Below are 15,307 nucleotides of genomic sequence, written 5' to 3' on the forward strand. Positions count from 1 at the left end.
CCCTTCGCTTTAAGAATTACAGTATGCCCGTTCTGCTAATGTGACATCTAGCACGAATGGATTGTCATTACCTTGAAATTTTGCGATCGCATGGCTGCGTTCTATTTCAGTAATATCAGGTAGGTCTTGCTGATTCCATTTACACAAAGTCTGACGCTGATTCTGAAAGTAATTTCGGTCTACACTTTCAGCCTGATTCCGATAGATAGTATAAAAGTAGAACACTGCCCTAGCTATATCCCCTTTTACTTTCTCTCTCGGCTCAAATTTGGCAGATCCTGATTCGCTAAACTCGTCGATTGCACTATTAGGAATTGTAGATTGAACAGTATCGTTTCGATACCATTTCTTAGTCATTGTGTCGGCTATATCGTCGAAGGGTTTATTGCCTCGCTCACTATTAATATCTTCTCGTGCAGGAAATAGATGGTGAAGGTCACTCCGGGAATTACCTTTTTCAGCACCTTTACTCTGTGGCCAAACATGTTCCGTATTCAGTCCTAATTTCTCAGCTTCCTGACTAGAATCGCCATTGCCAGCTAAACGAATTGGGTAACTGGCATAAATATCTGTCACAATACCTGCTCGGTTATCAATAATGCCAAACATTTCGTCTCTTGCGCGATCATAATTCAAGATTTTGCTAGGCGTATACTCTTTAGCTAGTTCGTCAACTAGAGCAAATTTGGATAATTGAGGCAATATAATTGCCGAATCACTTACGGGTTGCCTAACAGGAGGGATGGTTTCAGAGGTAGACTGGTTAGCAGGTAATGTAAACGCTGCAATCACAGGATCGTGGTCACTGACAGGTCTACTAAAGCCAACGTTGACATGCACAATGTCAATTTCCGGTTGAGCAATACGAGAAAGATTTTCACTGACCAACAAATGGTCAATAAGTTCAAGATTTCCACTGAATTTAAAACTAAACTGATCGCTAGGAGGTAAACGATCGGTCAGATTTTCCAGAATGTTACCCTTCAAGGTTTTCAGAGGTAGCGAATCTGGTACATCGTTTAAATCACCCAGTACAATTACTTTGGCTTGCGGATCAACTTGTAGTAATTGCGCTACAAATTCATTAACGATTTCAGCTTGTTTCACTCGTTGAGCATCAGTGGAAGAACCTCCTCTCTTAGAAACAAAGTGATTAGCAATGATAAACAGTTTTTGATTGTTAAATATAAACTCTGCCGCAAGTGGCTTACGGCTTTGCTCGAAAGCACTATTTGTAGGGTCAATGCGACCTGGGTTAAGCGAGAGGTCAAGACCATTTGAACCTTGAATAACAGCCACAGCATCTAATGAACCGCCTCTTCTGGGCAGTTTTGCTAGAGTTATCCGGCTGGGTCGAAATAATAAACCGACACGGATATTGCCTCCAGGTTCTCCACCATCTTGATCGTCGCGGGGCGGAATATCAACAAAATCGTATGCTGGACTACCGATATTTTCGAGCGCAGCAATCAGTTTTTGGTAAGTCTGGTTTGCATTCACAACGTCATCATTAATTGGCCCGTTGTTATCCTGAATCTCAATTAAACTGATGACATCTGGTGCATTCAAATTATTGAGAATAATTTTGGCAATATTATCAAAACGTCGGTCTTTCGGGTCTAAATTTTCGACGTTAAAAGTTGCAACAGTCAATACATCCTGGGAATTTTTCAGAGATGTTGTTTCACGTTGTGCAACTACAGGTAAAGGAGTTGGCAATTGAGCTATTGGACTAGCTTGCAGTGGACTAATCCATACAAAGAATATCAGAACAATACTAAGTAGTAACAATTTGATAAATTTCATTCTCTAATCCAATGAAAGTATTTTCTAGATTAGTTTTCTTCTTAATAGAGTTCAGTTAAGATAAGCTTTAGCTTAGGTAAAGCTTGTCTAATAATTAAGTTATGCTGCAAAAGTCTTAGGATGATGATAAGCACAAAGATAGTATATGTATTTTTATTCCTCTTTTTGATAATTGCTTTGTTTCGGCTTATAAAGAAACCTGCTAAAGCAAATTCCTTCCAAGAAACTCAACAGCAGATAATCAGAGTTTTATTTATTGGCAACAGCTATACCTATGTCAATGACCTTCCTTGGTTGACACAACAGTTGGCACAGTCGGCAAAAGAAACTAGAACACTCGAAACTGAAATGGTTGTGGTCGCTGGAGCTACTCTCAAAACCCATTGGAAAGGTGGTAAAGCACTCAGGCTATTGAAAGCTAAACGATGGAACTACGTGGTACTCCAAGAGCAAAGTACCTTACCGATTACCAATCCCAAGGAAATGTATAAGTACGCCAGTCTGTTTGATGCCAAAATCAAGCGAGTGAATTCCCAAACAGTATTTTACTTGACTTGGGCAAAGCAAAATCAACCAGAAACGCAACAGATATTAACCGATTCATACATGACAATTGCTAAAGAACTGAAAGCCAAAGTTGCACCTGTTGGAATAGCTTGGCAAAAAGTTCAACAAGCCAATCCGAAATTGAACCTTTATAATCCGGATCAAAGCCACCCCAGTCCTATTGGCTCATACGTAGCTGCTTGCGTATTTTATACAACAATTTTGCAGATGAGTCCGGTAGGGTTGAGTCGCCGTATATACAGTAGTCAATTTAATACTCCAGAAGAGGGCAACAGACTTGAATTGGAAAGTTTAAGTGAAACAGATGCCCAAATAATTCAAAATTCAGTTGAGTCCATCGTCAAAAAGATTTGATCAAGCTAGTGTAATCTGGTATGATTACCACGTTAGTTTTTTTGAGTATGTGGGTAGTATAAATTACCGAAAAAACTAATTTGGCAGATGGTAATGTTCAAAACTAAATTATCAAAATCCCATGCTTTAGGGGAATTTTACAACTTAAGGTTAACGCATCGCTATATTGGGGCGATCGCAGTTCTAATTTTAATTAGCTTACTAAGTTCATTGAGTGGAACACCAGTTAACCATACCATCTCTAACTGCTGGGAAGGCTTTCTCTGGGGACTGGCAGATCCAGTAATTAGCTTGAATTGTTTAGTTGGGATTGTTGCTATTGGTTTACTCTCATCTGTATTTGTTCGTGGTGTTGCGATCGCTGGATGTTTTGTCATAGCATCAATCTTGGGTATTGTGATTCATTCATTTCAGCTAAGTTTACCAGGCACAGAAATAGCCATCGCCATTTCTACCATCATTTTTGGTACTATGCTGATGATGCCAAATCAACTAAACTTTATGGCACTTGCTGTGGTAGGCGTTGGTACTGGATTATTTCAGGGTTACGCTGATGCTAAATCTATTATTGAGGCAGGAATGATGCCACTAATAGCCTATATACTAAGCATGACCTTAACTCTGTTTGTAGTTGCCATGAGTGCCAGGGAAATTGGTTATGCAATGGGTATGGGAGAAATAAACCGAATTTTACCCTGGAAAATTAATATTGCTGGCTTTGCTTTGTGTGCGATCGGCATTGTGTTTTTGAGGAATTCAATAATCTAAATTACATATTTCAAGTCAGTGGAATATATTACATTTGTGGGGGCGTACACTTAGCTGTACGCCCCCACTACGTCTTCAGACTGAAAATTTGTCCAGCAAGCAAGTAGGACAGAGTTTTAGCGAATAAGCTGATGCACCTCTGCGCTAATCTAGAGACTATATCTCAAAAAAGGCTTATGACACCTGAAGAAATTGCTGGTACACTAACAGAATTATTTGGCACATCGACCGTTAGTGCGAACGCTCCTGGATCGTGGCAAGTAGACACTTCAGCTTTCCGGCTGTTAGTGCTGCTTTCCGAAGATAAGACTTGGTTGCGAGTTTTACTACCTATTGTGCCTATTCAAGAAGCCCAACCATTTTTAGAACAGTTCCTAGAAGCCAACTTTGATGACACCCAAGAAGTACGTTACGCTTTGTATCAAAGGGTGATTTGGGGAGTATTTCAACATAACAGCAGCACTTTGGTGAGTGCAGATTTGTCCAATGCAATTAATCGACTTGTATCTCTCCATCAGGCTAGATTAGATAATGTCTTTAATCAACTAATTGAAAGCCGCATCCGGCAAATTATTCAGGCAGCAAAACAGCAAGGACAATCTCTGCAAGCTACTATGCAAAACTTGGAACGCTTTTACGCTGAGGGATTGATGGGTGAAATAAATCAAAGCTCAGAAGCACGAGAAGAAGTTTTAGTTGCTTGGCGGCGTCAGTTAGAACGTTTATGGAATGAGGGCTGATTTCAATTTTTAATAGAGATTTTGATCCGCGCCCCGTTTACATATTAAAGAAATTTACACATATATCTATTTATCATGGATATCATTGAAATCCTCAAAGAAGACTATCAAAGATTCCCAGTAAATCAAACTTACAGCATTTACGATCCAGACGTTTATTTTCAAGATCCACTGAATAAATTTCGTGGCGTTAAACGTTACAAAGCAATGATTAATTTCATTGAGACTTTATTTTTAGATCCCAAAATGGATTTACATAATATTCAACGTTTAGGAGACACAATAAAAACTGAGTGGACACTCAGTTGGAACACTCCTCTTCCCTGGAAGCCACGGATTTCCATTCCTGGTTGGAGTGAATTAGGTCTTAACTCTGATGGTTTGATTGTCTCCCATGTCGATTATTGGAATTGTTCACGCTTAGACGTGGTGAAGCAGCATTTCTTTGCTACAAAAATGTAAATAATTGAGGATTAAATTTTAAAATCCTTTGAATTTTTCAAATATGAGCCTCTCACGGGTGCGGCGATCGCTCTTGCAACAGATGAAAGAAACACATTCATCTTGAAAACCTCAAGTCCTTCCTAATCCAATTGCTTGACTTAAATCTCAACGGTATTCTGCCACTACACGATCGTACTCTACCATGAGAATACTGGGACAGGTGTAAAACAGATTAATGTACCCAGCTTAAATTCCCATACCTCCTGAATGATACGAGCGCTCCATTGTACGAATAACATTACGGGTTGACCAATCATAAATATTGATAAATCGGCTTAAGGCATTAGCAGACTTATTTTTATAGTGTTTGGGTAAAAGATGTCCTTGTGCCTCTAGAAATAATCAAGGGCATTGCTTCAAGGTTCCTTCTCTCAGAAGCCATTATGATGAATATCACGACATTCATCATCAACATCACGACATTCATCATCAACATCACAACATTCATCATCAACATCACGATATTTATCATTAACATCATGATATTTATCATTAACATCACAACATTCATCATTAACATTACGATATTTATCATCAACATCACAACATTCATCACTAACGTTAAAGCAATCGTCCAAAAAACCAAGTGCAATCTCATAATTAAGAGAAATTACTTATATTTAAGTATTAGTTTTATAACAAATAAAATTATTCACGAATTTTACTGAACCAGAAAACAGCTTTACTAAGTCAAACTAGCTTTATAACCTTTCTAACGAATATATATATGCCCCGTCAAAAACGTACATCCCGTATTTTAGAAAAAGCTGAATTGAGATCAGCTGGGCTGAAAGCAATAGATTCAAAGATGGACTTTGGCAATAATTGCGATTTGCAAAATCTGACTAAATCAATTGAGCAGTTACGCACTATGCTTGATGCTTATAACATCGCTCTAGCTATGATTGACTCTTCAAAAATTAAAATTGATGAGATGGAAAAAATCTTGAACAATCTTACAGATAAGATGGTGAGGGGCGTTGCTTTTAAATATGGTAAAAACAGCAACGAATATGAGATGGCGGGTGGTGTTCGTGATAGCGAACGTATCCGCAAAAGCAGGTTAAGCCGCCTGAAAGCTGCTACAGAAGAAGTATTAGATGAGAATGCTAAAATCGCCTAGTACACTACGGCGCAAAGCAGAAAGCAGAGGCGAAGTAAGCTTTTAGCAAAGTACATGGAGAATGAACAAACGCTACTTGTTCATTAAAAGTATTTGTTGTTGACTGCTGCGATACCTTTGGTAGGCTTTGTCTACGCAATTTATTCTCTTCGCTGATGCTCTTTAATATGCAAGGTTTGTATACAGTTAATATCATGCAATACCATGAATATTATCTTATAAATTTTGTAGTCTAGCCTCATTTTTGGTGATATTGAAAATGCTGCAATCTGCGATTTTCAATAATTTTGCTTGTCTAATTTTTCATTAAATTTTATAGTATTACGGTGTTTTTCCTGACAATTTCTTGGCAGATTTTTACCATGATTTATTCTCACAAATTGCATAATTATTTGGCAGCTTTCTCTTTATCTGTAGTATTAGTAGCTGATTTAGTAATCACACAAAAAGCTCCTCCAGCTTTTGCCCAGACGGTAAATTCATCTATCGGTAATGGTGTAACATTCAGTTGTAATGATAGTGAAGCGACAATCAAAGCTAAAAATGGCCCTAGAGTAGTTAAAGGAAATACAGCTTTTTATATTGGTTATGAGCAGGTTTCATCTAATAACAAAAATCCTATAACTATCCGTTTTAATGATGGTATTAAAACATGGTGTAGAACTGACTACGAAACAACGAATGACGATGGTACAGGCTATGGATTGTATTGGGATGGGGACAATGTTTTATATGGCGTTTACTCCTCTACTGGTAGTCAGACTGGTAATGATTTTCGCCGCTTTGCAACTGGGCGTTGGTTGTCTAGCTATGGTAGCGGAGGTGGACCAAAAGTCGCGGTTATAGCCCGAATTAATCCAGCTAATGGTCAGGTTAACTATGCCACATTTTTAACTGCCAAAAAGGCAGATAATGGACAAACTAATTCTTTAGTTGTCCAAAATTTATCATGGAATGGCACAAGTTTGACTGTGCAGGCAAAGTCATGGTGGACTCCTCGTGGGGCTAATACAAATTCTATGACTTGCACTGGTTCATCACCTTATCAATACACAGCAGTATTTACTGGCGATTTAACAAAGGTGAATTCGGCTTCAGCTCCTACCTGTAAGTAAAGCGTCAGCTCCTCCGGGGAAGTCAAAAATCAAAAGTTTGACCCTGAGCGCACTTGTACTGAGCTTGTCCTGAGCGACTTGTACTGAGCCTGTCCTCTTGGTAGCCGTAAAGCCTGCGGCATAGCTACGCTTAAGGCGCAGCCTCTGGTAGAGTTGGGCGTAGTCGTTTGCGTAGCGTCCTGTAGGGAAGGAAGTCGAAGTAGCCGAGGGGCGTAGTCGAAGTAGTCGAAGGGTCAAAAGTCAAAAATTTTGAAACCCATAAATAAATTTACTTGCTCTAAGTCAACTGATTTAGTATTTCTTGCACTACGTGTCTTGAAATATATTTTTTTATTTTCCATAAATAAATTTATTTGCTCTGTACCTTTTTATTTCTGGTAATGATTCAGCTATCAAACCGCAACGCCAGAGTCATTAGTCCTTAAGATACCACCCCTCAGAGCAATGCTAACCCTTGCAAATTTGGAAACTTACACTGTATGTAAAGCATCAGTGTAAGTAGTTCACCAGAGAGAAAAAAGATATGCGAATTCTAATTGTGGAAAGCAGTATGTTGTTGCTCCTAACTGCGGTGACAACTGGCTGTGTCGGTTCTTCCTCTGTCACAAAACAGCAGCAAGCCTTGCCAGCAAGCACTGAGCAAGCAATAAAGGCAACTGTGTTGACTTCAAAACCTACACCCACTGAAAAAACTACAGACAATTCTACCCCTCAAGCCACTATTGCTACAAATCCGACGCGCTGTGAAACTAGCCAATTGTCAGTGCGCCAAGTCTCTGAAGATGCTGGCGTTGGAAATGTTGCACTTACCTACGCCTTCACCAATAACGCCTCATCCCCTTGCACCCTCAACGGTTATCCGGGATTGGCACTACTGGATGAAAAAGACCAGCCTTTGAAGGGAGTTAAAATTCTTCGCTCCGAGGACACTTACTTTTCGAGTAAGCAACCTCGACAAAAAGTAACTCTAGCTCCTGGAAAACAAGCCTCATTTCAGATAGCATATAACCATATCAGTTCCCCAAACGAACAATGCCCAATGTCTAGTAAAATTGAAATCACACCTCCTAATGCTTACAAGCATTTTATATTGACAGAACAAATCAAGCCTTGTACAGGCAAAGTTAGAGTGACTCCAGTGCGATCTGTTGACACTCAACCCTAGTAAATATTCTGTAATTTACTTAAATATCCAGAAAAAGCATAAATTTAATCAAAACCTCTGAGAAATTCACTATTGTACTAATCAAAAAGGTTAAGAATTTTATGGAAGGAATTGATGTTTACGAAAAAGACGGCAGAGTAGATTGGACGGCAGTAAAAAACTCTGGTAAAACTTTTGGGTTTGTCAAAGCTACAGAAGGAGTTACCATCAAAGATTCTGCTTTTGCTCATCACTGGCAGACTATGAAAAGTGTTGGCATTATTCGGGGTGCTTATCATTTCCTTCATTCCGAAACATCAGACCCGGTTGAGCAAGCGAAGGAATTCTTAAAAACAGTGGGGAAATTAGAACCAGGAGACTTACCACCAGTTCTGGATGTAGAGATAATTGACAAAGGAGGAAATAGCCAAGGAGTAACTAATGCAGCCAAACAGTGGTTAGCAGAGGTGGAAAAAACCCTTTTACAACAAACACAAAAACCAATCAAACCGATTATTTATACCTTCCCCAATTTCTGGGAAGAAATCGGCAATCCATCTGATTTTGCAAGTTATCCTTTATGGATTGCCAACTACAAAGTTAAGGTTCCAATTATTCCTGGCGCTTGGCAGGGGCAATACCTAATCCATCAATATGCAGAGAATGTATCTGGTGTAGCTGGTGTTAATGGTGTAGCCGATTTGAATAGATTTAATGCCTTACAGCTAGAAGATTCTGGACTGAGAGTCAAACAATTACAACAGCAATTAAAAGATATTGGATTGTATACTGGTGCCATTGATGGGCATTTTTCTGAGTCAGTTAAAGATGGAATTGTTAGTTTTCAAACATCTAAAGGATTGCAAGCGGATGGAATTGTAGGTATCAAAACTTGGGTAGCTTTATTGTGGATTTAGAACAAATTGCACACTTAATAAATAGCCCCATATTGACCATCAAAGAAATGTAAATAAATAATGTTTACTTGTTTTAATTAGCGATGCCTACGGTGGTCACTGAGCGCAGCCGTTCGCGCAGCGTCTCGTAGAGAAGTGCGGGCTACGCTTACGCAGTTGTTTTAACTATAGTTACTTATTGAAAAGCTCTCAAGTTACTTCCAGGGTTTTTCAATAAGTAGCTAGCCATAAATTAATTCAAGTTTGTAGTAGAAACCTTGTTATAAGCGATGAATACTCACTACAAACTAGGATTTTATTGTATGTTTAATTATGCATATTTAATTAATGTATTTTACTATACTTGAGTAGTATCTTGAAATGCACAAAAATGAGATTCAACCTGGAAAAAACCTTTAAGGATTCGTTTGAGTGAATTAAACTTAACCCGCCTGATAGCTTTAGTCACTTCTACCCACTGCCGTTTTCTTTTACTTGCTTCTGGATAATCTTCACTTAGCATTTCAACTGGTAACAAATACATCTTTACCCGGTAAATTTTACCTCCTTTGCGGTACTTATAACTACCAAGTTCATTTGTGTCTACTTGCCCAATGACCCCTGCTTCTTCCCACGCCTCTTTGGCTGCTGAAGCGGGTGGACTCATGCCATTAGGAATATCTCCTTTCGGAATCACCCAGTGTTGAAAGTTACGGGTTGTGATTAGCAAGATTTCGACTTTGCCATTGTTCACTCTATAAGGAATCACCCCAGACTGTTTAAACACTTTGCTAACTTTTCGACTCATGTAATTTGCATCCTTTACGCTCTAGCTTTTTTGTACAATGTTTATTTAAAAAAGTCGAGAGCTGATACTAGATAAATTTTAGTTAATTCCAGGTTATGAAAAGGTTAAAATATTTTGTTAGCTATAAAAGTTAATTATTGAAAGTTATTGATTGTTGAATTAACACTGCACATTTATCCACCACTACCGCAGGGCGGAAGTCAAAAGTTAACACTGAGCGAAGTCGAAGTGTCAAAAGTCAAAATAATTTTATTCCAAGCTTTTGCGCCATTTGAAATGCTATGCTTATTTTTGCTTTGCTGTACTAAATTTGTAACCTTATAAATCAATACGTAGGTTGGGGAGCCACTGCGCCCTTGCAGTTTCCCGACTTGTTCGCTCTTAGCGTTCCCGCTTTCTTAGCAAGTGGTGTTTAAGGAACGTAGCAAGATTTTGCAGGGTAACCCAATATTTCTGGGGCTTTGTTGGGTTAAGCAAAGCGCAACCCAACAAAGCAATTTTTCACAAAGCCAAGCGTATTGACATATAAATATAAAATCAACTCCTATAAAAGGTGTACTCTTAATGGCTGATTAACAAATGTAGCATTATTTAAAATATTAGATATTCTATGTGCCTTAATGCCAGAATATCTCCCATCAATTTAACTAACTTGACTTTTTCAGATTTTGATAAATATACAGCGAGGCTATTGTATTTAAATCTACTTCTTTATTCTCATTTTCATGCTCGTTAGTATTTTGAAACAGTACTGTAAACGCACCAGCACCTAACATATCTTGAGGAAACATCCGATAACAAGGCATTTTAGTTAAATGCGACTGATATTGGGCTAAATTACTAATTTCTATCGCCTGAAACTGGGGAAAGCGTTCTAAAAACCATTCACAAACTTGCTCATTTTCTTCGGGTGAGTATGTGCAAGTCATATAAGCAAGATAGCCTTGAGGTGAAACAAGTTTAGCAGAGTTAGCGATAATACGTTTTTGTCGATTTGCACTTTTATTAATAGCAGTCGGGTGAAAACATCCGGGAGCTTTTTCACCTTTAGCCAGTAAAGATTGTCCAGTACAAGGAGCATCTACTATTACTAGATTGCTAGAGTAGGGAAACATTTCGGCAAATATACTCGAATCTCTATTAACTACTGCACTAGGGTTGATCTGGCAACGCTTCAAATTAGAAATTAGCATTCCCAGACGTTTGCCAATTACTTCATTACTGATAAGTAAATCAGGTTGTAAAGCTTTCCAAGCGAAAATACTTTTACCTCCGGGTGCGGCACACATATCAAAAACTAAACTTACTGGTACAGGAATAGCTAACAAAGTAGTAGCTGCAAACACCGAAGAAAAATCTAAACAATAGAAATATCCTTGTTGATGCAAGGGATGCTGACCGGGTTTTTCTCCCCAGCATAAACGGTCTAGAAATTGTGGTTGCCAATAGGTTGGTGTTTCCACTGCCCAAGGCAAAATATCTGGCTTTTCTTTACACCAAAGAATACTGGATGAAAAAGGCTGAGGATTCATTAAAGCTTCAATAAATTTTTCTTGTTCATCTAGATTAGTGAACAAACGCCGCGAGACTTTAAGTAATAAATTAGAAGGTTTTTCCATATAGATTATTAATTATGAATTACGAATTACGTTAGCGCAGCCTAAAGCCTTCTCTTCTCCTATCGGAGACGCTGCGCGAACGAGAGGCAACACCTTCGGCATGGCTTTGCTTAGAGCGACCTAGGAGCGTCATTACGAATTAGGAATTACAAATTAGGTTGTATCAAAATCAAAATAAAACTGTTACAGAAGAACAATGTAATTAAGGCTTTTGGCTTCATACTCAAAATATAATGACCGCCATTGGGAACGCAATGGCCAAGCTACCCCACTGCACCGGAGAAGGTCATGTTCTTAGATAGTTTTCCACATAAATTACGCAAAGAAGCACAATTATGGAGGGATGAAGGATTAATTAGTTCTTCGCTGTATGAGCAAATAGCAGAACGTTATCAATTTAAGAACTTGGAAGCTGCTGCACGCGATCGCAATAAAGCGATCGCGATTGCGATAGGTGGCATACTTTTATGCTTAGGCATAATTACCTTTGTAGCAGGAAACTGGCAGGGAGGATCGCGAGAAGTCAAGTTTATTCTGCTAATAAGTTTGTTTTTTGCGATCGCTATTACTGGTTTTTACAATTGGATAACACCTGAAGGAAAGAAGCCACAAAGAAGCAAACGCTTACTGGGAGAGGGATTGCTCATTTTAAGCGCTTTCATCTTCGGTGCAAATTTACTCCTGATGGCCCAGATGTTCAATATTGCTGGTTCAGCTTCTCAACTGTTTCTAGCCTGGGGGTTGGGTGTTGTGGTGATGGCCTTCAGTTTGTGCTTAAATTCTTTAGGAATTCTGTCAATTATCCTCGTGGAAATCGGCTATTGGACAGGATTAGAAGACTTGTGGTACGCTTCAGGCGATCTAACTTGGTCGCGCCTAGTGGTGCAGCACATGCCTTTGTTGGCATGGCTAGTGTTTGTGCCCTTAGCCTACTTCTGTCGATCGCGTTGGATTTTTGGTTTAGCAGCCTTTGTCTTTGCTAGTTCCTTACAAGCCAACCTTAATCCTCTGCCACTACTGAATTATGCTGATATAGCTCCTTGGGTGGCATCTTTTGCTTTTGCACTCCCACCTGCATTATTCTGGAGTTATGATGACTTGCTGTTTCCAAGCATAAATTACAGGTTGTTTCAATCTCTGGCCCGTAATTTAGCGTTGATAAGCTTCGGCATTGTCTTTTATATGTTGTCTTTTCGTTGGGTTTGGGAATCTCCAAATTATAGTTATAATCAGCCTACGAATGTGACCAACTTATTTGAGTCTCTGCCGATTATCGATTTGGGGATTCTCAGTGGCTTGGCGGTACTGCAATGGTTGTTTCTACTCCGTCAAAGAAATAACCCACCGCGCCGCGAAGTGATTTTCACGACTGCTGTCATTAGTACCTTTCTTGCCTTTATTATCCTAGTACCTTTTTGGCATCAAACTATCAGCCGAATTGATGAACTTGGTGTTTTTATTTTCAATGTACTTCTAGCAACATTAGCCTGGGGACTAATTCAAGAAGGATTGAAATTAAGCAACAGAAGTTCCTTTTGGGGCGGTATGTTGTTAGTAACATTGCAAATTATCAGTCGCGTGCAAGAGTACGATACCGATTTACTTTTCAAATCCCTAGTCTTTGTTTTGTGCGGTTCTGCTTTAATTAGCGCTGGACTTTGGTTTGAACGCCGCCTACCCGGTGGTAGCTCTGCAGGTAAGAAGTAGTGGAAATTTTAGATTTTGAATTTTGAATTTTGGTGAAGCAGCGCGGTCTTCTCCCAAGGGGAGACGCCAAAGGCGATGGGGGTTTCCCCCATGAGTGACTGCATCAAGCCGAAGGGATTGAATAAAAAATCTAAAATCTAAAATCTAAAATCCAAAATGTTGAAATCTCTGTGCATCAAAGTTTTTAAAGTTTCTCTGCGTCAGTCCTAATTTCGTTACTTTTGACCTCCTCAACCCCTCTGCTTTTTAGGACTACGCTCATGACTAATAGTTCTTCTGAATCTAAAAATAAAACCTTGTCTCCCGAAGCCGAGTTCTCCAGTAAGGTAACTTTTCGGGATTACTTGATTGCTACTGAACAAAAATCGAATAAGCCCTTACCTTTTTGGCGATTACTAGTTCCCCTGATGCTGCAAACAGGGCTTATTATGGCAGTACCAGCCCAAGCGCTTTATACAGATGTGACAGGTAAGACGGTGATTTTGCAAACCGTACCTGTAGACCCTAACAGTGTGCTAGAAGGTAACACCTTAGACTTAGATTACAACATATCCCGCACTGCAAATTTGAGCAGATTACCTGGTTGGCAAACATTAGTCAGCAAAGGTCGTGGAAGTGGTAGAAGATTGCCTGAAGGAACCAACATCTACGTGATTTTACAAGAGCAACTATCATCTGGTCGCGGTGTTCCTAGAGCTTGGAGACCGTTGCGAGTGACTAGCGATCGCCCCACAACTCTAAGAGCTAATCAGGCAGCCTTAAAAGGAGTTTATCAAGATGGCTCTGTTAACTACGGCTTAGAAACATATTACATCCCAGAAAACCAACGGCAACAAATTAGGAACGATTTGCAAGCCCAACGCGCCCGTAGAGGACAAGTACCGCCCATTGTGGTAAAGGCGAAAGTTGATCCACAGGGTAAGGCAGTCCCAGTTAGTATGTGGGTGCGCGATCGCAACTATCGCTTTTAGGCTGTTAGGCAAATAAACATTGCATATTTACACCCAAGGTTTGACTCTAAAGTTCTGAGCATCGGCTTCCGGCGCTCAGACTTCTTTATTTGTCATTTGTAAATAAAAATAACAAATAAAGAAGTTAATTTTAACACTTGAAACCGAATTAGCACTCTTAGTATTGAGTTGACTCTAAAAGGATATTTTGCTTTCATATTTAGCACACTGAACCATCTCAATACATTGCTAAAATGTTAATTTTCCCTTGCATTTAACCCAGTGCAGAACAGCAAATTATACCTTGTATAACTTTTAAAACATCTTATTACGGACTGTACAAATTAACCATGATATTAGTTATAATATTTGGTCGTTTCAGGCGCTTCGTATCACCTTGATTTACTCGCTTCTTTTGCCAGCACTAGATGCTAAACATGGCTTTATACCCAAATTGCGTATATTACTTATGTACACTGCCTAAATCCTAAAAGTTTTCCTTCGCTCTTATTTCCAAACTTGGAAATGTAGTTTCCGCTGATGACGATGCCTTAGAAGCTGGTTTGAACTTATTCTTTTGGTTGTGAGACAAATAGGAAATATCGCAGTCAAAGAAGGATGTGATCAAGAAGGTTACAGCAACATCACATAATTATCTTTCTGTCAATGCGTAAATCCTAGCCTCTTAAAAAATTCTTATTGAAAGAGTAAGACTTTCAGGGATTAAAGCTCTATCACACTCAATTGAGGAAAGTTAATATTATGCCTAGACTAATTGTTTCTTTTCCCGCGATCGTAGGCACCTCTGGTTTGGATCTAGTGGTGGGTAAAGAGGATAATGCATTCCCAGCAATTGGAATTGAGGTTCTAAAAAACGGAGTCATTGAGACTCAAGGAGGTAACGATACTATCGAGGGTAGCGGCACAGGTGGCGACAACTTTGACAATGCAGGCACTGGCACAGGCATTGCTAACAGTGGCATCATCAATGCAGGGACAGGAGATGATACGATCTCTGGCACAGGCACTGGTGGTTATGAGTATCGAACCTATGTATCTGGTAAATGTTAATATATATACTCAGTAAATCAGGTGAATACTTAAGTTAAGTCAGAGTAATCTATTTTGAGAGATGTTAAGTTTTCTGATGCAGACAAAAAAGTGTAGGATTCCCTTTGAGTAAAGGTTTTGAGATTACATATCAAA

Annotated in this window: 15 protein-coding genes; 11 read left to right on the forward strand and 4 right to left on the reverse strand. The window is 39.2% G+C overall.

Features of this window, described 5'->3' with window-relative positions:
* Window positions 1–9 precede the first annotated feature (9 nt).
* Entirely contained in the window at window positions 10–1,806 is a 1,797-nt protein-coding gene (locus V7L20_RS18490; protein ID WP_334745486.1) for an endonuclease, read from the reverse strand.
* A gap of 177 nt (window positions 1,807–1,983) precedes the next feature.
* On the opposite strand from V7L20_RS18490, the gene V7L20_RS18495 reads away from it, so the two are divergent.
* From V7L20_RS18495 to V7L20_RS18510, 4 genes are all read left to right on the forward strand, one after another.
* On the forward strand, window positions 1,984–2,727 hold the full coding sequence (locus tag V7L20_RS18495) for a hypothetical protein (protein ID WP_334745487.1): 744 nt from the start codon (window positions 1,984–1,986) through the stop codon (window positions 2,725–2,727).
* Between the two features lie 93 nt (window positions 2,728–2,820).
* Window positions 2,821–3,495 (forward strand): HupE/UreJ family protein, encoded by a 675-nt coding sequence (locus V7L20_RS18500; RefSeq protein WP_334745488.1) that lies wholly within the window; start codon window positions 2,821–2,823, stop codon window positions 3,493–3,495.
* A 176-nt stretch (window positions 3,496–3,671) separates the two neighbouring features.
* Window positions 3,672–4,235, forward strand: coding sequence for a leucine zipper domain-containing protein (locus tag V7L20_RS18505; protein ID WP_334745489.1), 564 nt, complete (start codon window positions 3,672–3,674; stop codon window positions 4,233–4,235).
* 75 nt (window positions 4,236–4,310) lie between these two features.
* Window positions 4,311–4,697, forward strand: coding sequence for a DUF2358 domain-containing protein (locus tag V7L20_RS18510; protein ID WP_334745490.1), 387 nt, complete (start codon window positions 4,311–4,313; stop codon window positions 4,695–4,697).
* A 413-nt stretch (window positions 4,698–5,110) separates the two neighbouring features.
* On the opposite strand, the gene V7L20_RS18515 is transcribed toward V7L20_RS18510, so the two are convergent.
* Window positions 5,111–5,317, reverse strand: coding sequence for a hypothetical protein (locus V7L20_RS18515; RefSeq protein WP_334745491.1), 207 nt, complete (start codon window positions 5,315–5,317; stop codon window positions 5,111–5,113).
* Window positions 5,318–5,466: 149 nt separating this feature from the next.
* Here V7L20_RS18515 and V7L20_RS18520 point away from each other — a divergent pair, with 149 nt between their 5' ends.
* The 4 genes from V7L20_RS18520 (at window position 5,467) to V7L20_RS18535 (ending at window position 9,038) form a co-directional block, all read left to right on the forward strand.
* The gene (locus V7L20_RS18520) at window positions 5,467–5,862 is read left to right on the forward strand and encodes a hypothetical protein (RefSeq protein WP_334745492.1); all 396 of its coding nucleotides are present in this window, start codon (window positions 5,467–5,469) and stop codon (window positions 5,860–5,862) included.
* 362 nt (window positions 5,863–6,224) lie between these two features.
* Window positions 6,225–6,977 (forward strand): hypothetical protein, encoded by a 753-nt coding sequence (locus tag V7L20_RS18525; RefSeq protein WP_334745493.1) that lies wholly within the window; start codon window positions 6,225–6,227, stop codon window positions 6,975–6,977.
* A gap of 523 nt (window positions 6,978–7,500) precedes the next feature.
* Window positions 7,501–8,142, forward strand: a complete 642-nt coding sequence (locus V7L20_RS18530) for a DUF4232 domain-containing protein (RefSeq protein WP_334745494.1) — start codon at window positions 7,501–7,503, stop codon at window positions 8,140–8,142.
* A 101-nt stretch (window positions 8,143–8,243) separates the two neighbouring features.
* Window positions 8,244–9,038 carry a GH25 family lysozyme gene (locus V7L20_RS18535; protein ID WP_334745495.1) on the forward strand — a complete coding sequence of 265 codons (795 nt, stop codon included), beginning with the start codon at window positions 8,244–8,246 and terminating at the stop codon, window positions 9,036–9,038.
* Window positions 9,039–9,375: 337 nt separating this feature from the next.
* Here the strand turns inward: V7L20_RS18535 and V7L20_RS18540 are convergent, their stop codons facing one another.
* Both V7L20_RS18540 and V7L20_RS18545 read right to left on the reverse strand, forming a co-directional pair.
* Entirely contained in the window at window positions 9,376–9,825 is a 450-nt protein-coding gene (locus V7L20_RS18540; RefSeq protein WP_334745496.1) for an NUDIX hydrolase, read from the reverse strand.
* A gap of 647 nt (window positions 9,826–10,472) precedes the next feature.
* Window positions 10,473–11,444 carry an RsmB/NOP family class I SAM-dependent RNA methyltransferase gene (locus V7L20_RS18545; protein WP_334745497.1) on the reverse strand — a complete coding sequence of 324 codons (972 nt, stop codon included), beginning with the start codon at window positions 11,442–11,444 and terminating at the stop codon, window positions 10,473–10,475.
* A gap of 288 nt (window positions 11,445–11,732) precedes the next feature.
* Here V7L20_RS18545 and V7L20_RS18550 point away from each other — a divergent pair, with 288 nt between their 5' ends.
* From V7L20_RS18550 to V7L20_RS18560, 3 genes are all read left to right on the forward strand, one after another.
* The gene (locus tag V7L20_RS18550) at window positions 11,733–13,151 is read left to right on the forward strand and encodes a DUF2157 domain-containing protein (RefSeq protein ID WP_334745498.1); all 1,419 of its coding nucleotides are present in this window, start codon (window positions 11,733–11,735) and stop codon (window positions 13,149–13,151) included.
* 260 nt (window positions 13,152–13,411) lie between these two features.
* The gene (locus V7L20_RS18555) at window positions 13,412–14,122 is read left to right on the forward strand and encodes a GDYXXLXY domain-containing protein (RefSeq protein WP_334745499.1); all 711 of its coding nucleotides are present in this window, start codon (window positions 13,412–13,414) and stop codon (window positions 14,120–14,122) included.
* Window positions 14,123–14,863: 741 nt separating this feature from the next.
* Window positions 14,864–15,172: a hypothetical protein gene (locus V7L20_RS18560; RefSeq protein WP_334745500.1), complete on the forward strand. Its 309-nt coding sequence runs from the start codon at window positions 14,864–14,866 to the stop codon at window positions 15,170–15,172.
* Window positions 15,173–15,307 lie beyond the last annotated feature (135 nt).

Origin of the sequence: Nostoc sp. (assembly GCF_036916735.1) — a bacterium.
In the GTDB taxonomy this organism is placed as follows: Bacteria; Cyanobacteriota; Cyanobacteriia; order Cyanobacteriales; family Nostocaceae; genus Nostoc.